Origin of the sequence: Paenibacillus sp. TC-CSREp1 (genome assembly GCF_050171015.1) — a bacterium.
Taxonomy (GTDB): domain Bacteria; phylum Bacillota; class Bacilli; order Paenibacillales; family Paenibacillaceae; genus Paenibacillus; species Paenibacillus silvae.
Genome location: NZ_JBNOKM010000001.1, coordinates 154,083 through 174,719 on the forward strand (window position 1 = coordinate 154,083; position 20,637 = coordinate 174,719).

General features: G+C 47.9%; 19 protein-coding genes. 3 read left to right on the forward strand and 16 right to left on the reverse strand.

Annotated features, from left to right (window positions below; translation table 11 throughout):
* Positions 1-5: 5 nt before the first annotated feature.
* The 3 genes from ACQSGY_RS00730 to ACQSGY_RS00740 all read right to left on the reverse strand — a co-directional run bounded on the left by ACQSGY_RS00730 (position 6) and on the right by ACQSGY_RS00740 (position 3,208).
* A complete protein-coding gene (locus ACQSGY_RS00730; protein ID WP_427050305.1) occupies positions 6-842 on the reverse strand; it encodes a carbohydrate ABC transporter permease in 837 nt (278 codons plus the stop codon).
* Positions 839-1,717 carry a carbohydrate ABC transporter permease gene (locus ACQSGY_RS00735; protein WP_427050306.1) on the reverse strand — a complete coding sequence of 293 codons (879 nt, stop codon included), beginning with the start codon at positions 1,715-1,717 and terminating at the stop codon, positions 839-841. Before ACQSGY_RS00735 ends, ACQSGY_RS00730 begins: the two co-directional genes overlap by 4 nt.
* A gap of 168 nt (positions 1,718-1,885) precedes the next feature.
* Entirely contained in the window at positions 1,886-3,208 is a 1,323-nt protein-coding gene (locus tag ACQSGY_RS00740) for an ABC transporter substrate-binding protein (RefSeq protein ID WP_188591159.1), read from the reverse strand.
* Positions 3,209-3,338: 130 nt separating this feature from the next.
* Here ACQSGY_RS00740 and ACQSGY_RS00745 point away from each other — a divergent pair, with 130 nt between their 5' ends.
* Both ACQSGY_RS00745 and ACQSGY_RS00750 read left to right on the forward strand, forming a co-directional pair.
* Positions 3,339-5,135, forward strand: coding sequence for a sensor histidine kinase (locus ACQSGY_RS00745; RefSeq protein WP_427050307.1), 1,797 nt, complete (start codon positions 3,339-3,341; stop codon positions 5,133-5,135).
* Positions 5,132-6,742: a response regulator transcription factor gene (locus tag ACQSGY_RS00750; protein ID WP_427050308.1), complete on the forward strand. Its 1,611-nt coding sequence runs from the start codon at positions 5,132-5,134 to the stop codon at positions 6,740-6,742. Before ACQSGY_RS00745 ends, ACQSGY_RS00750 begins: the two co-directional genes overlap by 4 nt.
* 479 nt (positions 6,743-7,221) lie before the next feature.
* Here the strand turns inward: ACQSGY_RS00750 and ACQSGY_RS00755 are convergent, their stop codons facing one another.
* The 6 genes from ACQSGY_RS00755 to ACQSGY_RS00780 form a co-directional block, all read right to left on the reverse strand.
* On the reverse strand, positions 7,222-7,425 hold the full coding sequence (locus ACQSGY_RS00755) for a hypothetical protein (RefSeq protein WP_427050309.1): 204 nt from the start codon (positions 7,423-7,425) through the stop codon (positions 7,222-7,224).
* Positions 7,426-7,875: 450 nt separating this feature from the next.
* On the reverse strand, positions 7,876-8,163 hold the full coding sequence (locus ACQSGY_RS00760; RefSeq protein WP_111271045.1) for a stage VI sporulation protein F: 288 nt from the start codon (positions 8,161-8,163) through the stop codon (positions 7,876-7,878).
* A gap of 83 nt (positions 8,164-8,246) precedes the next feature.
* Positions 8,247-10,292, reverse strand: coding sequence for an ATP-dependent DNA helicase RecG (gene recG / locus ACQSGY_RS00765; protein ID WP_427050310.1), 2,046 nt, complete (start codon positions 10,290-10,292; stop codon positions 8,247-8,249).
* 11 nt (positions 10,293-10,303) lie between these two features.
* Positions 10,304-11,167: a DegV family protein gene (locus ACQSGY_RS00770; RefSeq protein ID WP_427050311.1), complete on the reverse strand. Its 864-nt coding sequence runs from the start codon at positions 11,165-11,167 to the stop codon at positions 10,304-10,306.
* Between the two features lie 100 nt (positions 11,168-11,267).
* Entirely contained in the window at positions 11,268-13,064 is a 1,797-nt protein-coding gene (locus ACQSGY_RS00775) for a DAK2 domain-containing protein (RefSeq protein ID WP_427050312.1), read from the reverse strand.
* On the reverse strand, positions 13,061-13,243 hold the full coding sequence (locus ACQSGY_RS00780) for a hypothetical protein (protein WP_427050313.1): 183 nt from the start codon (positions 13,241-13,243) through the stop codon (positions 13,061-13,063). The genes ACQSGY_RS00775 and ACQSGY_RS00780 overlap by 4 nt, the downstream gene beginning before the upstream one ends.
* A gap of 455 nt (positions 13,244-13,698) precedes the next feature.
* Between ACQSGY_RS00780 and rpmB the strand changes: the two genes are divergently transcribed.
* Positions 13,699-13,887, forward strand: coding sequence for a 50S ribosomal protein L28 (gene rpmB, locus ACQSGY_RS00785; RefSeq protein WP_024631107.1), 189 nt, complete (start codon positions 13,699-13,701; stop codon positions 13,885-13,887).
* Positions 13,888-14,171: 284 nt separating this feature from the next.
* On the opposite strand, the gene spoVM is transcribed toward rpmB, so the two are convergent.
* The 7 genes from spoVM to rlmN form a co-directional block, all read right to left on the reverse strand.
* On the reverse strand, positions 14,172-14,252 hold the full coding sequence (gene spoVM / locus ACQSGY_RS00790) for a stage V sporulation protein SpoVM (protein WP_019424875.1): 81 nt from the start codon (positions 14,250-14,252) through the stop codon (positions 14,172-14,174).
* Positions 14,253-14,408: 156 nt separating this feature from the next.
* Positions 14,409-14,669: a hypothetical protein gene (locus ACQSGY_RS00795; protein WP_184187575.1), complete on the reverse strand. Its 261-nt coding sequence runs from the start codon at positions 14,667-14,669 to the stop codon at positions 14,409-14,411.
* A gap of 3 nt (positions 14,670-14,672) precedes the next feature.
* Positions 14,673-15,332: a ribulose-phosphate 3-epimerase gene (gene rpe / locus ACQSGY_RS00800; RefSeq protein WP_110898586.1), complete on the reverse strand. Its 660-nt coding sequence runs from the start codon at positions 15,330-15,332 to the stop codon at positions 14,673-14,675.
* A 2-nt stretch (positions 15,333-15,334) separates the two neighbouring features.
* Positions 15,335-16,252 carry a ribosome small subunit-dependent GTPase A gene (gene rsgA / locus ACQSGY_RS00805; protein ID WP_216517372.1) on the reverse strand — a complete coding sequence of 306 codons (918 nt, stop codon included), beginning with the start codon at positions 16,250-16,252 and terminating at the stop codon, positions 15,335-15,337.
* Between the two features lie 83 nt (positions 16,253-16,335).
* Positions 16,336-18,561, reverse strand: coding sequence for a Stk1 family PASTA domain-containing Ser/Thr kinase (gene pknB, locus ACQSGY_RS00810; protein WP_427050314.1), 2,226 nt, complete (start codon positions 18,559-18,561; stop codon positions 16,336-16,338).
* A complete protein-coding gene (locus tag ACQSGY_RS00815; protein WP_184187566.1) occupies positions 18,558-19,334 on the reverse strand; it encodes a Stp1/IreP family PP2C-type Ser/Thr phosphatase in 777 nt (258 codons plus the stop codon). The genes pknB and ACQSGY_RS00815 overlap by 4 nt, the downstream gene beginning before the upstream one ends.
* 7 nt (positions 19,335-19,341) lie before the next feature.
* Positions 19,342-20,382: a 23S rRNA (adenine(2503)-C(2))-methyltransferase RlmN gene (gene rlmN / locus ACQSGY_RS00820; RefSeq protein ID WP_111271055.1), complete on the reverse strand. Its 1,041-nt coding sequence runs from the start codon at positions 20,380-20,382 to the stop codon at positions 19,342-19,344.
* Between the last annotated feature and the right edge of the window lie 255 nt (positions 20,383-20,637).

The following is a 20,637-nucleotide window of genomic DNA, read 5'->3' on the forward strand; positions in this document are numbered from 1 at the left end:
CCTCCTTAACCTTTAACAGCGCCAACCGTCATGCCGCCAACAAAGTATTTTTGTAAAAATAAAAACACCAGCAACAGCGGCAGTGCGCATAGAAAACAGGCTGCAAACAATACATTCCATTGCGTCGGATTCTGCTGATCCCCCAAAAAGCCAAGCATAGCCAGAGGTAGAGGAGAATCCCCCGCTCCCGAAATAAAGATCATATTAAAAAAGTAATCGTTCCAAATCCATACCCCCTGCGTAATAATAACCGAGACGGTCACTGGAATGAGCAGTGGAAAAACAACCGTCCAGAATCGCTGGAAAAGTCCGGCGCCGTCGATATGTGCAGCCTCCTCTACTTCTTCAGGCACACCGCTGCGAATAAAACCGGTATACAGGAAGGTCGAGAAAGGCAAGCTGCAGGTAATGAACATAAAAATCGGTGTGTATTGATTGGTGGGGATATGCAATGTATTAATCATCTGTACAATAGGAATGAGCACCATCTGCGCAGGTACCACCAGACCCGACAGAAAGAACAAATACATAAACTTGCTGAGTCTTGTTTTCAGCCGTGCCATCGGGTACGAAGCCATCGCCGCGAATACAACCACAAAGATGACCGATACCCCGGTGAGCACGATGCTGTTCCAGAGCGCTTCCGGGAAATGCATACGCTCGAAGGCGGCCTTGTAGCTTGCCAGAGATACGCCTTGAAACAGCACTAGCGGGTTCGTATTGTCTTTCGGATCACGCAGCGACGTAGAAAAGGCAATGATAAGTGGAATCAGATTCAGCGCCATAATCAGTATAACCGCCAGCTGCACAGTACCTTTTCCCATCCATCGACGAAGCATCATGCCGACACCTCCCGCTTGTTCATCTTGAGTACAAACACCGCAGTTATGATAATGATAACGGCAAACGATATGACACCAAGTGCTGAGGCCTTGCCGAAGAGCTGCTCGGTAAATGCCATTTTATAGATCAAAAAGATTAATGTATTCGTTGCTGTGCCTGGCCCGCCATTCGTCATAATAAACGGAAAGTCGAACGCCTTGAGACCGTTGATCAAGCTAAGTGTCACGTTAATGGTGATAGCTGTAGCCAGAAGGGGAATCTTTACATGCCGGAGCAGTCGCCACGGACCACACCCGTCAATCCGTCCAGCCTCCAGCAGATCATTCGGGACCGTTTGCAAACCCGCGAGAAAAATAATCATCGTAGTGCCAATCGTTTTCCAGATTTCCACCAAAATGATCGAATAAAGTGCAGTTGAATAATCACCGAGAAAATTGAGTTCATTAGCAATGCCCAGTTTATCCAGAAAGGAAGAAATCAGCCCGTAATCCGGCATATATACATAGCTCCAGAGAAAGCCCACAACGATAGCACTGAATAACGTAGGAATGTATGCCAAAGAACGGTATATTCCGGTTCCTCTTATTTTCATATTCAATAGCAGCGCCATGGCCAGACCGATGATATTGCCTGCAATAACGGTAACCAATGTATAGATCAATGTGTTCTTGAGGGATACACCGAGAATATCACCGCGAAAGAGCTCCTTGTAATTATCCAGCCCGATATAACTGTACGCCTGAGCATAGCCATTGTAGTCCGTTACGCTGTACTGAAATAACCGCAGGATCGGAAAAATCCAGAAGGTCAGGTAGAAGAGTAATGCGGGTACCGCGAACCAGTACATGGACTTTTTCATGACCGTTGAGTTCATCTTGCTCCATCCTTTCCGAAAAGACCGAAGCCAGGGAAGCTGCCTCGAATGCCCTTCCCCCTGCAACCGGTCGTGTCTCTTAACTCCTGTTATCTAACTAGAAAAATTTCCTGGCTTTGAACAAAAATTCAGCAAACTTGGCTTCCTTCAATGTTTTCAGACACTCTCCTAGTTTTTCCACAGCTCTCTGAATTTGCTTTCCATAGCTTCAGCTACCTGTTCAGGAGTTGTCTTCTGTCCGGCGATAATCTCTGCAAACTTGGCTTGCATCACATCCGACACGCCCGCAGGCCACATCTGATTGCTGAAATAGACCGAATTGCCCGTTTCCTGATAGTTATCATTCACTTCCTTGAACAATTCCCTCTCAAGGCTCACGCCCTTATACACACTGATAGAACTGTTGGAAGCCACAAACGCCTTGAATAGCTCGGATTGTCCGTCAAATAAATAATTCAGCACCTGCTTTGCCGCATCCAGATTGGCAGATTTGGCATTGAGTGCGTAACCCGCCGATGTTGCAGCAGATACATATACCGGTTTGCCGGAATCATTGCCTGGAAGGGAAGCGAAACCACGGGTAAAGTCAGCCGCACCTTTGGAGGTCATGGAAGCATAATCCCATGTGCCCGTCAGGGTCATCGCTGCTTTGCCGTCAATAAACAGCTGTGCAGATTGAGCACTTCCAATACCTAGCGAGTTCTTCACTACATAGCCCTTGTCGTACAGATCTTTATACCTCGAGATTGTTTCAATCCACTTTGGATCGGTCAGCGATGTCTCTCCTTTTTGCAGCTTCACATCAAAATCCATATCTTCCGGGTATACCATGTTGGCCGCGATCTGGTACATTCCGAATTGAATCACCCAAGGGTCCTTATCTCCCATCGCAATCGGTGTAATTCCCGCATCCTTCAGCTTCTGGCACAGTTCCAGGAAGGAAGACCAGTCTTTCGGAAATTCGGAATAACCCACCTGCTGCAGCAGTTCCTTGTTGTAATACGCACCCAGAAAAGCAATCCCGCCCGATACGCCGTATGGCTTGCCGTCCACAGACATATCCTCCTTTGCACCTTGACTGATGTTATCCCAGAACTTCAAGTCAGACAGGTCAGCAGCAAACCCGGCTTTGGCAAAATCAATGACTCCGCCTGCTGAATTTTTAGGGAAAATCCAGAAAATATCGGGGCCCTGCCCCGCAGCCAGCTTCGTGCGCACTGACGTATTGTACTGATCATCAGGAAGCTTCTGTACCTCTAGATTAATGTTCGGGAATTTCTCCTTGACCAGACGAGGCAGTGTTTCAAGCTCGAAGTCTTCTCCTTCCGAAGCTTTGTTTCCGGAGAGCATCATCGTCAACGTAATCGGCTTATTGGCATCATCGCCAGCATTGTCGGAACTGTTCTGTTCCTGACCAGAAGAACTGCATGCGCTCAGAAATGTCATAAGCAGCACTAAAGTCAGCGTCCACAGCCGTTTTCTATTTTTCATCTTGTCATTCCCCCGATTCATGTTTATTCTTGCTTTGTGCACATTCTCATCATACGGTGAGCGTGGGTACATTTGCTTTAGCTAGTTTGGTGCACTATTTTTAGAATTGACATCCGCAGGGGGAGCACGTATGATTCTGTTCAACATCAAAACCAAATTGTTTCTGGTCCTCGTTCTCGTATCCATCGTACCTATTATTGTGGTATCCGTCAGTTCCTACCGGAGTTATACAAAGCTGGTCAATGAACAGACCTCACTGGTAACCTCTACAACCATTGGCAATTCGGTTAAAAGCATGGAAGATATCCTGCAGAACATCGACCGGATTTCGGTCACGCTGCTTCAGCAGTCTTCTAATGCAACCGCTTACAGTACAGTGAATGATGAATTAATGAAGCTGAACACAACGAATGATCAGTACGAAATCTTTATGATTCGCAGCAAGCTGAAGCTTATTTTTGAGAATATTTTGCTCGGAACCAATTATATTAATGGCCTGTATCTCTTCACACCAGACGGTAAATGGATCAGTTATGGCAGCAGCGGCACGGATCTGCGTCTCGATTACATTGCCCTCCACGATCAATGGTATCTGGATACGATTCAGCGTAAAGGTGATTTGTATGTGGGTGAGGTTGGAGTCAAACCCTATATCATTAATGCCAAGCAGTCCATAGGTTTTTCAAGGGCTCTCTACGACCCGAACAATCACGAGTTCCTCGGGGTGTTTATGCTGGATTGCAGTATGAGTATTTTTGATGGACTGAAACGCAACCCTGCTCCCAGTCTCTCGAACCTGTATTTGGCGGATGATCAAGGCAAAATTCTGTACTCTACCGATGGACAACAGGTCGGTCAGTCGCTTGCTCCCAATCTTACATCAGCCATGGAGCACGTTAACAGCCTGTCACAGTATAAAGTCATTCAGGACAAGATCATGACCGTTATGCAAAAAGTACCCGGACATCCCTGGAGTGTCGTTGCCAATATATCCCTGGAACGGCTATATGAGCAGTACAACATCTCTCAGAAGCTATTGTTATATATCGCTGTAAGCTGTGCAGTTATTTTTCTGTTTCTGTCCTTTTTCCTATCTAACCTGATAACCAAACCGATTATTGAATTAACCAAAATGATGCGTAAAACCAAATCTCACCCTTTTGTGAAGATCAAACCCAAAAGAAGCAAACAGGTCGACGAAATCGGGATCTTGTATCACGAATTCGATAAAATGATGAAGCAGATTGATACCCACATTCGAGAGAGCTATCAGAACAAAATTCTGACAATGGATTCACAGATGAAAGCACTGGAGGCACAGATTAACTCTCACTTTCTATACAACACACTGGAGTCGATCAACAGCATTGCAGAGATTGAGGAAGTCGAAAGTATTGTGGTGATGACCAAATCACTGGGTGACATGTTCCGTTACAGTATCAAAACCGACAGTGAACGTGTACGTGTCAATGAAGAGCTTCAGCATGTTGAAAATTATATGGCCATCCAACAGATCAGATATGATGACAAAATCACCTTCAAGCTTCTTGTGGACCCTGAGGTTAGAAGCCGCCATATGCTGAAACTGCTTCTGCAGCCGCTCGTAGAGAATGCAATCTATCACGGGCTGGAGAACAAACGCGGGAAAGGCTCCATCTCCATAACTGGCAAGCTTCAAGAGGATCGAATTATTTTCAAAGTATGCGATGATGGTGCAGGCATGTCCCGCGAACAGGTGCTTGAACTGCAACAGTTGCTATCACAACCACCCGAGTTCATCGCTGTCGGTCAAAGGCTCAAGCAGAGCATTGGCATCAAAAACGTACATTCACGAATTGTTCTGTATTATGGCGACGGGTACGGACTATCCATCAACAGTGAAATGCATCAGGGAACCCGGATTACCGTCGAAATTCCAAGTCTTTGAGAGCAGAGGTGCCGCTTATGTATACGTTTATCGTTGTAGATGACGAGCCATTGATTCGTAAAGGTTTGTTGAAAAAACTGGATATCTCGGAACATCCGCTAAGATTGGTGGGCGAAGCCGATAACGGGGCCGATGCGCTGGAGCTCATTGAATCCTCCAGACCTGACATTGTGTTCACGGATATGCGCATGCCCGAGGTGGACGGAAAATGGTTGATTCGGACCGTAGGCCAGCGATATCCACATATCAAACTTATCGTTATTAGCGGGCACACCGATTTTGATTATATGCAGGAGGCGATCTCGTCCAAAGTGGTTCAATACTTGCTCAAGCCCTTTAGCCGGGACGAAGTTCAACATGCTTTACAACAGGCCATTCATATGCTCCAACAGGAGCACTCGCTGAAGCAGGAGGTTGTTCAGCTCACCGTTGAGACAGAGCAAATGAGAATAGATGCTGATCACCAGACGTTTCTGCATCTGGTGCTGAACTCCCATATGCCTGCGAAACGGCCTGTGTTCCGATCCCGTGAATTCAATGCAATCCTGGATGCCGATCAGCTCGTTTTGATGACGATGTATAGTCCTGAACCCAACACAGCCGCACAACTGCCTTCGTTCCCACAAAGTCTATACATCCCGCATCCCCAATCAGAGCAACTCATGTTTCTGCTCATATATGATCAGGGATGTGCTGCGGAGCGGCTAAAGCAACGATCCATTGAGCATTCAGGACAGATTCTGGCAGAATCTGCTACCGAATGCTGCATTGGCGTCAGCTTGCCTCTATCCGATGTGAACGGTATCCGGGAGGCGCATCATCAAACCATTCTGGCTCTGGATCAACGCTCTATTACCGACTTCGGCAAATATTATATCTATACAGAGCAGCCTCTACCGTTAAATGCCTTGCATTGGGATCGTTCACATGAACTACTGTTTTTCATCGAAAGCGGCAACGTGTCCAAAGTCAAAGAGTTGATTGCTGATTTCTTTGCCTTTTTCATTCGCCAGCCCGACGCTTTGCTTGCACATCTGAAGGAACAGTGCCGGGGTATTGTCGCTGAGACCAAACGAATGCTGCAGCAATATTTGCAAAGCGGCAGCGGGATCGGCATAAGTACAAGCAACGGGAATGCGTCCTCCAGTTTGGAGGCGATGCTGGACATTTCGTTTGATATCGAATCCATACGCCAGTATATAGACAAAGTGCTGTCAGGAACAGCTCTGCTGCTGCAGGAATATAATCCCTATCGCTCCGAACAGGTCATTGACAACGTCAAGCAGTATATTGATCATCACTATGCGAAAGATTTAACGCTGGAATGGGTATCATCTCTCTTTTATCTGAATCCGAGCTATCTCAGTTACCTGTTCAAAGAGAAGCACGGCGAGAATTTTACCGATTATATCAACCACCTGCGCATCGAACATGCCAAACATACCTTGACCAGCACCGATGACAAAATCTACCGCATCGCCAAGCAGCTCGGTTACGACAACCCCAAATACTTTTTCCGCGTATTTAAAAAAATGACCGGCTTAACTCCCGAGGAATATCGGAAACAGCACAAAGGAGAGAAAACAAAGAAACCAAGCCCTGAATAACGGCCTGGTTTCTTTGTTTTGGACTACCTTGAGCCCTGGCCTTTCGTCTTTTATCAAGGCCAAAGGCTCTATCAAAGACGTCAGCTCGTGACGTCGGCTCGTATAGGAAAGCCGATTCCACATCGGCACTTGCTCTGAAGGGAGACTGGTACCACCCTCCGTTAGAATCAACAACCTTACTCCCACATCAAACACGGGCCAGCATGCAAGCAACTTCTCTTCCACCGCCAACACTTGGCACGACCGAGCGCCTCATTCCCTTGCTGAGCACGGCTTAACACGCAATTATTTCTCCATACTTTATCTGTGCACCCAAACCACACCATTATTTCACCAGTACTTTATCTATGCGCCAAACCACACATTTATTTCTCCAAACTTCATCTATGCGCCCAAATCTTCAGCACGTTATTCCTGCGAAACTCCTCCATGCACCCACATCATGCCACTCCAAACTCTAACGATTCTCAGAAGCCTTATTATAGCGTTTTTAACCCTCCCGAAAATGTAACGATTCCCAGTGACGCTATTTCCTCCAAAACCAGCAAAAAACGATGAATCCGGGGCAAAAACAAGGAAATAACGTTTCTCAGAATCGTTACATTTTCCAGCATGCTAAAATCGACCAAATAAGCTCTTCTCGATTCGTTAGCCGTAGCAGTAACGGTAGCGGTACGGTTCACCCACACTGCTTCCCCAAAAAGTTATCTCATTACACTGACCCATCGCCGCGACAACCCAACCTATGCGGGCTCCCCTCCCCTTCCCATCTCAGCCTACAGCAGCTCACCACAGCAAAAAGGCATCCCATCAAGTCACAGATGACAGATAGAATGCCCTTCACACATTACTAATCCCCTTGAATGTAATGCGGTCTTTAAAAAACTTAGTTACCCAACAACGAGAGAGAGCAGAACCAATCTGTAAAAGCGAGGCGGGCGCCTGAAAGCTTTCTCCAAGAAAGAAAGCTTCCTCGGAAGCATCATCACGCCTTTATCCCCGGATTTTTACTCTTATAAGGGGTAATTCCAAAAATCTCGGGATAACAGCGCTCGGAAGATGGGACTGCGCTCGGAGTGCCCCGTGTAAACACCTCGTCTTTCTTTGCCGCCATCACACCATCACACTCAACTTTACCTAAACATGCCCCACAGCTTGATCAAATGGAACGTATTGTTGGGATCAATTTTCTGTGCGATGACAAAGGCGACAAACTGCTCCTCCTGTGCAGGGGTAAAATGCTCATTCATAATGACTGCGGAGGATTTGATCAGCCTGCGAACCTTCGCTTTATCCTGCAGATCGGACTTGGTCACGCCATCAATCAGCTTTTTGATGCGTTCTTTGACCGCAGGATTTTTCATCTTTAGTTTGATCCGCTCCACCAGCTGCGGACTGATTCCATATTGTTGATAACCCAAAACGTACAGCACCTCCCAAAAAATGAACTCACTTCTTATTCATATGTCGGGAGGGCTTGGTCACTTGTCACTTTTTAATTTGGTTAATCAATCAGATCGCCCTTAAACACCTGCTGCTCCTGAAGAAAATCACGCAAAGGCGCGTAATCCACCGATGTCCAGAACGTGGCATCCGCGATCAACGCAGACACATCATCTCTGGCCTGCTCCAGTACAGCAAAATCCGCTACCATGTCAGCCAAACGGAATTCAGGCAATCCACTCTGTTTGGTGCCAAAGAAATCCCCCGGCCCCCGCAAATCCAGGTCACGGCGCGACACCTCGAAGCCATCCTCGGTTTCGGTCATGACCTTCATGCGCTCCTGCCCCACCTCGGTCTTGGGATCAGCGATGAGCACACAGTACGATGCATGCGCACCACGACCCACACGGCCGCGAAGCTGATGCAGCTGAGACAATCCGAACCGATCGGCATCCATAATCACCATCAACGTGGCATTCGGTACATCGACGCCGACTTCCACCACCGTCGTGGACACCAGCAGCTGAATATCATTATTGTAGAAGTCCCGCATCATTTCTTCTTTTTCCGCGGCAGTCATGCGCCCATGCAGCAGTCCTACTCTATATTTCGGGAAATTCTGCTGCATCTGCATATGCAAATCAATGGCATTCTGCACATCCAGCTTCTCCGATTCTTCAATGAGCGGACAGATCAGATAAGCCTGGCGACCCTGGTCCACCTCTCTGGAGATAAAACCAAGCACACGCTCCATCATGTCATGCTTCACCCAATAGGTAGAGATCGGAATCCGTCCCTTTGGCCGCTCTGATATGGTGGATACCTCAATATCTCCAAAAGCCGTAATCGCAAGCGTCCGTGGAATCGGAGTAGCTGTCATTGTTAACACATCAGGATTATACCCTTTACGTCTCAAAACGCTGCGCTGATTCACCCCGAAGCGGTGCTGCTCGTCCGTTACCACAAGGCCCAGCTCCCGGAAGAAGACATCCTCCTGGATCAGGGCGTGTGTACCCACAACAATATCGAGCATGCCCATCTGCAAAGAGGCAATCAGATCCTTGCGTTTGCGCCCGTTCACACTGCCCGTTAACAGCCCCACCGTAACACCAAACGGTTCAAACAGCTTCTGCAAGGAACGCATATGCTGCTCTGCCAGAATTTCAGTAGGCACCATCAGAGCCCCCTGAAAGCCCGATCGCACAGTTGTATAGAGCGCAATGGCTGCAATCACCGTTTTACCAGAGCCTACGTCCCCCTGCAGCAGTCGATTCATCGCATAGGGCGAACGCATATCATGCAATATTTCAAGCTCAACCTTCTTCTGTGCATCAGTCAATTCGAATGGCAGACTGCGAACAAACTCACGGATTGTTGTATTGTCCGTCGTATGGACCATGCCATCCATCCGATTCCGATTCAGCGCACGGAACGCCTGCATTTTAAGCTGGAATAGAAACAATTCCTCATAGACCATCCGCTGTCTGGCTCTTTGGCCCTCCTGATTGTCCTGCGGACGATGAATACCGGCAATAGCCTGCTTACGCGGCATGAGATTATATTTTTTGATCAAGGAATAAGGCAGAATCTCGGGAATCATATCCCCGTATTGAATTAAGCCCTGGTTAATCGTCTTGCGCATCCACTGCTGCGTCAGCTTGCCCGTGACGGAATAGACTGGCTGCAATGTGCCAGAGCGTCCGTCTCCTTTATCCGGAAACTCCGAGTCAGATACCGTAAGCTGCATCCGCTTCTGCTCCCATTTACCGGTAAGCACAATCTCCCGATTAGGCGTAAGCTGGTCCTTGAGAAAATGACGGTTGAACCACGTTGCCGTAATCATCCACTCTTCCGTCATAATTTTGCAGGTCAGACGTGACTTCTTGCCGTAACGCTGCAGCACCGGGACCCCCATAACTTGTCCCTGTACCGTAATCTTGTCACCGTCCTTGACCTCACTCAGCGAACGCAGACGATAATCTTCGTAACGAAACGGATAATACTCTAACAGGTCTCTCACACTAGAGATGCCAAAGGCGTGAAGCTCTCCCTCTCTGAGAGCACTCACGCCGTTAATTTGTTTCACTGATATATCTTCAAGCTTCATGTCTTAATCCCTCATTCCGGAACAGGCCACATAAAGATCGCAATGACACCGGGTCCCACATGGCTGCCGATGACGGCCCCGATATTGGTATAGATCACTTCATTAAGTGTAAAATGATTCCTTAACTGTTCAGCACAAGCTGCTGCCGACGCAGGATCAGCGGTATGACCTACCGCAACGTTGACCCGTTTTCCAGCCAGATCCTTCTGGAACAGCTCAATGATACGTGCCATTGCCTTTTTATGGCCTCTGACTTTCTCTACAGCGTAGATGATGCCTTCTTCATCAATAGACAGGATCGGTTTAATGTTAAGCAGCGTTCCCAGTATAGCCGAGGCCTTGCCAATCCGTCCGCCCTTTTGCAGATACTCCAGCGTATCCACCAGAAAAAACAGCTTGCGGGATTGCTGCATCTCCTCAACAGCAGCTGAAATCTCAGCTACAGACTTGCCTTGTTCGGCAAGCTCGGCAGCATGTACAACCATTAAACCATACCCGTAGGAAGCCGATTTTGAATCAATAACCGTAAGATCCGCTTCACGTTCCAGAAGAGACTTGCCGAGCATCGCCGATTGATACGTACCGCTCATGCCCGAAGACAGGTGTATGGATACAATCGGTCTGTCCGGATTTTCATCCAGCAAACGCTGGTATACGCTCATAAAATCCGTAGGAGAAGGCTGTGAAGTTGTAGGCAGCACAGTGCTCTGCCTCAGCTTGTCGTAGAACTGCTCCGAAGTCAGCTCCACCCCGTCCGCATAATTTTCTTCCCCGAACAATACACGCAGGGAAACCACATGTATACCGTATTTACGAACCAGTTCCTCAGGAATATCTGCCGTACTGTCCGTTACAATCGCAACTTTGTGGTCCATATGCATTCCTCCTCTTCACCCAAAGTACAATCGAGCCTTATTCAGCAAACCATCTGTCAACACCATAAGTGCAGTAATCGGTTTGTGATGCCAGCTTGACTCAGGACTCGACAGAGAACAGATAATAATACACAGGCTGTCCTCCCTGATGCACCTCAACCTCAGCAGCCGGATACTGCTCTTCCAGCCATGCAGCCAGAGCACCAGTCACCTCGGGATCAGCCTCTTCTCCTTCAAGAATCGTAACGACTTCATCCCCGCTCTCCAGCATTTGTGCAAGCAGACCTTCACAAGCACGAACCATGCTTTCATCTGTTGCAACAATTTTGGAGTTATGGATACCGATATAGTGTCCCGCCTTGATATCCAACTCATCATACTGCGTATCCCGAACGGCATGAGTCACCTGACCGGACTGTACACGGCTGATCGCTTCCAGCATCTGATCCCGATTGGTTTCGGCAGACTCGTCCTCCTGGAAAGCAAAAGCAGCAGCCATGCCTTGTGGAATGGTCTTGCTTGGAATCACCGTAATACGGCGTTCATCCTCCAGCAGTTCACGAGCCTGCTCAGCAGCAAGTACAATGTTGGAGTTGTTCGGCAAAATAAACACCTGTTCTGCCGCGATCGAACGCACCGCTTTCACAAAGTCCTCTGTGCTTGGATTCATCGTCTGTCCACCTGACAGAACAATATCCACACCGAGGCTTTTGAAAATCTCAGCTATGCCATCGCCGGAAGACACCGCAATAAAACCGTAAGGTGCCATTTCATCCGCCGGCAGCACCGCTTCTTCAAGTGTGCTTGTCTTCTCATGAGGTATATCAGCAAACAGATCGGGTGAAGCCGCTCCGTCCATGCCCGCAGTCAGCAGATCACGATGCTGCTCACGCATATTCAGAATATGAATCTGTGTAATTTCGCCATATTTCAAAGCCAGATTTAATACATCACCAGGTGTCTTGGAATGTACATGCACCTTGATCACTTCATCATCTGCAATGATGATGATAGAATCTCCATTTATTGACAGCGCTTTCCGGAACGTCTCATCATCAAATGCTGTTCCGGCGTTTTCTCCAAGCTCACGGTTAATAAAGAACTCCATGTCATACAGAAATTCAATATCTTCCGTTTCCAGACGGGCTTGAGCAGACAACGGCATCTCCGGAGCAATAACCTGTGCCGCTTTCGTTGTAATCGGCTCTGGTTTTGCAGACGGTTTCACAGCTGCTGACGGAACAGACTCTTTTTGTATCGAAGGTCGTGCACCACCCTCACCTTGAAGCAGAACTTCCATAAAACCTTCATAAATATATACAAGCCCCTGACCGCCTGAATCGACCACACCAACCTGCTTTAATACAGGCAGCATTTCCGGAGTCATCGCCAGTGCTTCTTTTGCTTTTAATAGAACTTCATTCATTAATTCAGTTATATCATTCGTCCGTCTTGCATAGTAGGTGGCATGTTTTGCCGCTTCCTTGGCTACGGTAAGAATGGTGCCTTCTACGGGTTTCACTACAGCTTTGTATGCTGCGTCCACGCCATTTTGCAGAGCGGCAGCAAATTGAATTGTATTCAATTCCTCATGCGCAGCTGCTGAACGGCTAAATCCACGGAACAATTGGGATAAAATAACCCCGGAGTTCCCTCGTGCACCCATAAGCAGGCCTTTGGATAAAATTCCGGCAGCTTCTCCGATGGAGGCAGAGCTTTTCCTTTTAATCTCTGCAACACCGGCAGTCATTGTCAAATTCATGTTTGTTCCCGTATCGCCATCCGGCACCGGGAAAACATTCAGGGAATTGACATGTTCTGCGTGCTGCCCTAGTTGTTCCGCTCCGGCAATGACCATTGCGGTGAAATCTGTTCCATTTAAAGAACGTATACTCAAGTGAGAATTCCCCTTCCTAGCTTGATACACGAACACCTTGCACCAAGAATCATTTTGGTCTGTTCATGCGTAAACGCAACTGCGTTATTCTTCGTCCATACCTTGTCCGGCACAGGCATATCATACAACATGTCAGCCGGATAAACGGTCTGGGCGGCCTGGCTACCAATATGCTGCATTCTCTGCAACCCGTTTGCGGGCATAGGGATATGCACCGGTATCAGAAGCCGACATGAATGCCGCATGGAGACTGGTGCCAATGATGGAATGCCGCATCTCACAGCGTTGCCAAAAAAGCAAACCTCCAACCTCTACGTACGGTTTTTTCTCCGGCTTCCCGCGGCAACAGCCTATTCATGGCTGTACTATGGACTATTCAACATTGTACTATATTAGACAAGAGAAATAAATAAAGTTTTTGGATCAGTTGACGAAGCTTTTTTAATTATGATATTATATTCAAGTATTGTTTTATGCAGGTTAAGTAATGGAAATGATCCGGCCATGCCGGCTTGAACAACGCCATTAGCTACTGAAGCCTGATCTCAGGATCAGGAAAGAACAATTGAGTCCTTATGGAATGACGTTCGTCTCTCCGAAGGCACTGGTTATTTTAGGATAGGAGGTGTAATCTATGTCTCGCAAATGTTATGTGACAGGTAAGAAACCGGGCACCGGTAACCACGTATCCCACGCTAACAACCGTAACCGTCGTTCTTGGGGCGTAAACGTTCAGAAGGTCCGCATTCTCGTGAACGGCAAACCGAAACGTGTATACGTAAGCACCCGTGCACTGAAAGCCGGTAAAGTGACTCGCGTATAATCACGCAAAGCTACTATAAATCGGATAAGCAAAAAGCACCTTGTTCCTTGCAGGTGCTTTTTTGGTATTTACAAAAAGCACCTTCCAACAATCTGCTGATTCCTGCGACACAAGAACATGATGCTGCGGCACCGTGTCCTGAATACACAGGAATGGCCGCCGCATGGCACTTCTTGCAGATCCGGTTCTCCAGATGAGCCTTGGGCCAAAGCGGCGGTATTCGCCTAACGATGCTGCTGATCAACGTACAGCTACTGTAGTGCTTATCAATCTTGTAGACCAGATCAGTTCTTTTGAAACGTATTCAGGATCGCCTTTACAAACCCTCCCAAAAACTTCGGCAGTTTGAATGTGTAAAATTTCATACTTCACCCTCCCCATCATGCTCATGCATCCGCCGTATCCTATGCTTCAGGCCTTTTTCACCCCAACACGACAAAAAAGGCTACATGAGAAACCTGCTCATGTAACCATATTTATGCGGAACCTGTTGTCCCTATTCCACATGACAAGCCTGATCATCAGCCCATTTCGCTTTGCGCGGGAATATACTGATAGACGGCAATCATGAAAACACTCATGAGATAATACAAAATGCTGAATATAACAAAGGTAATCCGAAGTCCCTTCCGATCAAACTTGCGGAAATACATAATGACGACCGCAACCCCGATCAAGGACGTGAGCGCATTGTACGGAGCCTGAAGCACGGCAAACAGCGCAAGCACTAGCCCCGTTACCAGACTCGCAGCCATCGTCCACAGCGTCTCCTTGAAGGTCATGAACTAACCCTCGTAGCTGCTGCGAATCTCGGCAATCGCGGCAGCCCGGTCTTCACGACCGAATACGGCACTACCAGCCACAAGAACGTCAGCGCCAGCTTCCACGACAAGCGGTGCTGTATCGGCAGCAATACCGCCATCTACCTCGATATGTACGTCGTGACGTCCTTTTTCATTCAACCATGTGCGAATCTGCTTGATTTTATTCATTGTGCCAGAGATAAATGCCTGACCCCCAAAGCCCGGATTAACCGTCATAACAAGCACCATATCTACATCATCCAGCACTTCCTGAATTGCACTCGCTGGAGTGCCCGGATTCAGGGCAACACCTGCCTTGACACCCTGCTCTTTAATCAGATGAATCACCCGGTGAAGATGTACACATGCCTCGGCATGAACTGTAATAACCGCCGCACCCGCTTTTGCAAACTCTTCCACGTACCGTTCAGGGTTCTCGATCATCAAGTGAACGTCCAGCGGCAGTGTGGTATGCGGTGCAATGGCCTTTACAATTGCCGGGCCCAGCGTAATGTTAGGAACGAAATGACCGTCCATCACGTCAACATGAATCCAGTCTCCTCCTGCGGCCTGTGCTTCAGCAACTTCCGCGCCCAGCTTGGCAAAATCGGCTGATAATATGGATGGGGCAATTTTAATCATGGTTAATACCTCCGCTTCTTATCTTTCATTTCAGTCAGGAACTGCTCATAGTGCTGATATCGGCTTTCAGAGATCAAACCTTCCTCTTTTGCCGCAAGCACCCGGCAGCCCGGCTCATGCGTATGTGTACACCCACGGAACTTGCACTGATCAGCAAACTGCGCAAACTCCCGGAAACAAGTGGATAACTCCTCTACACCAATCTCCAGAAAGTCCAGCTGGCTGAATCCAGGGGTATCCGCTACAAATCCTCCGTTATCCAGTGGAATAAGCTCTACGTGTCTGGTCGTGTGTTTCCCCCGTCCCAGACGCATGCTGATCGCACTCGTCTCCAGCGTAAGTCCAGGCATCAATGCATTCAGCATGGAGGACTTGCCTACACCGGATTGACCCGAGAATACACTAATTTTGCCAGCCAGTCGTTCCCTGAGCAGCTCGCTGCCTTCTCCTGTACGGGAACTGGTCGAAATAACCTCGTAACCGATTTGCTCGTACAGTGCTTTCACTTCAGCGACAATGTCCCGATCCTCGGCCTCCGGGTCGATCAGATCCTGTTTGGTCAATACAATCAGGGCATCCAGCCCTGCCTGTTCAATATGAACAAGAAACTTGTCCAGCAGATTCAGATTCATGTCAGGCTCTTTGACCGAAAACAGCAGAACAGCCAGGCTAACATTAGCCACAGGAGGACGAATCAATTCAGTCTCACGCTTGTGAATTTCATCCACTGTTCCTTCTCCGTTCTCTGTCAGCATGTAGCTTACACGATCGCCAACCAGCGGAGAAGTACCTCTTTTACGAAAAATTCCTCTGGCTCTACATTGAACGGCGGAACCTTCAACCGAAGGAACCCCGTTGTCTTCCACCGGCATGACATAGTAGTAACCACTTAATGCTTTTACGATGATACCCTCTGGCACAGCTCCGTCGCCCTCCTTCAAGTCAGTTCAGTTACAATCACAATGTCGCTTACGCCTTGGCCTTACGCCAGCATAAGCCGTCCTTATGGACGGCCTGATGCGTTAACAACTCCTTTTTTCTTATCCTCTTTATGCTTGCCCGCACCTTTATCCTTCTTCATGGCCGAGGTGTCACCTTCCTGATTATCTCCTTCCCCATCAACGGGAGTAGAGCCAGGGTCCGTTTCCCCGCCATTGTCCACATTACCATCACCATTTCCATTGCCGTTGTCACCATTCCCCGGATCAGGGGCGTTCGCTGGCGGAGCTTGTGTGTTCTGCTCCGGATCAATGGAAGGTACGTTCACTGTACCGTTCTTCGCTTCACTATAAGATACAACATACGTATCCAGGAATTTGCCATCACGATAAACGGACACCGCACCGTTTTCATTTGGTGCTAGCACAAGCGGAATTGTCAGGACTTGAGCAGAATTGATCGTACGTGTGCCCCACTCCTGATTTTTGCCGCGTGCATCTTCATAGGTAATTCGAATTTTGCTGTTTTTGCCCACTTCTTTGGGTGATACGTTGATGTTAAACGGATACTCCAGTGCCTGATCCGGATAACCTGTGCTGATAAAGATCGTAATCTTGTCGCCAGGACTCACATCTGCTCCTGCCTCCACAGGCCATTGCTGCGTAACTTTGCCCTGTTCTACCGTATAGCTGGATTCCTCCTGCACCTGTCCCAGCACAAGTCCTTTCTCTTTCAGCATTTGCTCTGCTTCACTGCGTGTATGATTTTTCAGATCAGGCATTTTGACCGTTTCAGTACCCTTGCTCACGGTTAACTCAATTTCATCAACATCAGGATCAACTTCTTCATTTACACCAGGCGTCTGGGAAATAACTGAACCTGAAGGCACTTCGTTGGAGAAATCATCCTTACGTTTGATCTGGTCTTCTTTGAACCCCAATGCAGTCAGTCTTTTGACCGCTTCTGTATAGGGGTCTCCCTTAACGTCAATCATTGGTGTCTTTGTTTTCTCTGCACCTACACTCAGCTGCACTTCTGTGCCTTTTTTGACCACATCGCCTGCATTTCTGCTTTGATCAAACACCGTCCCGGGCTCTACATTTTCCTTGTATTGTCGAATGACATCATTACTTACAACCAGACCTTCAGCCTCTAACAGTTGGCGGGCTTTTTCTTCGGTCTGGTTGACCACATTAGGAACGTTGACCTCAGGTACAACAAGCATATCTTTGACATACCACACCACACCAACCATGGCAATAAGGATAAGAAGAGTCAGTGATATAAGCAGTGTCGGTTTTTTCCAGTTTTTCTTCTTCGGTTTGCTCGAATTCTCATCTGTATCCGTATCCATCACAGGCATAGTCCCTGTAGACGTTATTCCACGCGGCTCCGGTTTAATCGCCGGCATAACACGAGTCTGATCTATATCATCTTCATCAGGAAAATCAACCTTCGACTCATTGCGTCTCTCTGGCAAAAGGCACGTTTCCAGATCATTCTGCATTTCTTTGGCTGATTGATAACGCTCCTGCGGATTTTTACGCATCGATTTGAGAATGACATTTTCCACACTTTGCGGAATAAGCGGATTGAATTTGCGTGGTTCATCAAACTCTTCCTGCAAGTGCTTCAAAGCCACACTGATCGGACTTTCTCCCAGAAAAGGAAGCTGTCCGGTCAGCATTTGATAGAGTACAATGCCTAGAGAATATAAGTCCGACTTCTCCCCGGTCACGATGCCCTTGGCATGCTCTGGCGAGAAATAATGCACAGAACCGACAACTGAGCCGGTCTGTGTAATCGTTGTAGAGGTTACGGCACGAGCGATTCCGAAATCCGTCACCTTCACGCGACCATTCCGGCCGATCAAGATGTTATGCGGCTTGATATCCCGATGAATGATCTGATTATGATGCGCATGGTCCAATGCGTCCGCAATCTGGGAAGCAATGTGTACTGCCTCGTCAACCTGTAAAGGCGCACGCTCCTTAATAATCTCATTCAGATTTTTACCTTCCACATATTCCATAACGATATAATGCACATCATCTTCCTGACCCACATCATAGATGCTAACCACATTAGGGTGGGAGAGAGATGCTGCCGATTGTGCTTCTCTGCGGAAACGGCGAATAAATTCTTCATCATGTACAAACTGTTGTCTCAGTACTTTAATCGCCACATTCCGGTTCAAAAGCAAGTCCTGAGCCTTGTACACAAGCGCCATGCCGCCGCCGCCGACACGCTCAATCACCTCATAGCGTCCGCCTAGCTGGTGCCCGATCATGACTCACACCCCGTTTCCGTATGAACGGCGTTCTGCTGCTGAGGTTCAAATAACGCTACCGTAATGTTATCGTCCCCTCCAGCAAGCAATGCCAATTGCAGCAATCGGTCAGCGCGGTCCTCCAGCGCAAGGTCTAGATTGCCTGCAACCTGAATAATCTGCTCATTGCTGACCAGGTTACTGAGTCCATCGCTGCAGAGAAGCAACACTTCGCCTTCTTCCAGACGAACAGTATCCATGTCTACCTTTACCTCGGCATCTGTGCCAAGAGCGCGGGTAAGCACATTGCGCCGTGGATGATGAGTCACGTCCTCTTTGCTGATCTGACCATTTTTGTACAATTCATTTACCAATGTGTGATCTTCGGTCAACTGAAATACTTCTTTGCCTGTGATTTTATAAGCACGACTGTCTCCGATATGTCCAATCACACCTTCAGCATCATTCAATAGGGCCGCGACCACAGTCGTTCCCATATTATGATACTTGTCATCCGTAGACGCTGTGCGGAATATGACTTCATTCGCATGATGAATCGCATCGCTAAGTGCAGCTGACAGGGAAGCATGAGACAGGCCTGGCTCAAGTGTGGCCAGATCCTGTACCAGTGTCTCCACTGCGAGACGACTTGCTGTATCTCCAGCAAGATGTCCACCCATGCCGTCCGCGACGATTCCCAGAATATATCCTGTATCGAGATTACGAATCCAGGCTGAATCTTCATTCACCGAACGTACTCGTCCGATATGGCTCACATGAACTGTTTTGATCAAAACGCTCTCACCTCAACTCCATATGCTTTGCACGAAGCTGGCCGCAAGCGGCAGCAATATCATGTCCCTGTTCACGACGAATCGTTACATTAACTCCCTGTTCCGAGAGAATTCTCTGGAAATTAAATATGTCTTTTCTAGACGTTCTGACATATTTGCGCTCAGGCACATGATTGACCGGAATCAGGTTGACATGGCACAACATGCTTTTCAGTACGCTTGCCAATTCTTCCGCATGCTCCGGCTGGTCGTTTACGCCACCAATCAATGCGTACTCAAACGTAATTCTCCGGCCTGTCTTGGCCAGATAATAACGAAGAGACTCCATCACATCATCAAACGGGAAACGACGGTTAACCGGCATCAGCTTCGAACGAAGAGCATCATTCGGTGCATGGATCGAAATCGCGAGATTAATCTGTGTGTCTTCATCTGCAAACTTGTAGATGTTCGGTACAATTCCGCTTGTAGACACAGTAATGTGACGCTGACCGATATTCAGGCCCTTTTCGTGGATCATAATCCGCAGGAACGTCATCGTTGCTTCATAGTTTTCAAACGGTTCACCGGAACCCATAATAACGATGCTGCTGACACGTTCATTACGCTCGTCGAGAATCTTCTGAGCCTGTACAACCTGAGCTACAATCTCACCTGCTGTAAGGTTGCGCTTGAGTCCACCCAGCGTGGATGCACAGAACGTGCAGCCGATCCGGCAGCCGACCTGTGTCGTTACACAGATGCTGTTGCCGTAGTTATGCTTCATAATGACCGTTTCAATCGCATGATCATCATGCAGACCAAAGAGGAATTTTACGGTTCCATCCTTGGACTCGAACTTGGTAATTTCCTTGAGGGTTACAAATTCAAACTGATCCGCCAGCTTCTCACGCAAAGCTTTGGACAGATTCGTCATTTCACTGAAATCATTCACACGCTTCACATAGATCCAATCAAAAATCTGGCCGCCGCGAAACGCAGGCTCCCCGTTCTCAACAGCCCATTGCTGTAACTGCTCCAGGGAAAAATCGTATATAAAAGGTTTCATTTTGTAGTCAACACCTATTCCTTTTTTCTTTTCATTTGCTTTCCAGCGTTTTACTGCATTCGTCCTATTCTATCACAAACACCACGTTACATCCATGTATACCCGCGAGACACGTTATTCATGCATTATAACACCTCAATGCTGCTATCGCATCTTGGCATCGTAGCAAACACTTCATTTCCACCGAACCATTCAGCAAACTTGCCTCTCACAAAGAAATCCGCCGGGGTTTCCCTCGGCGGCCTTCCTTCCGTG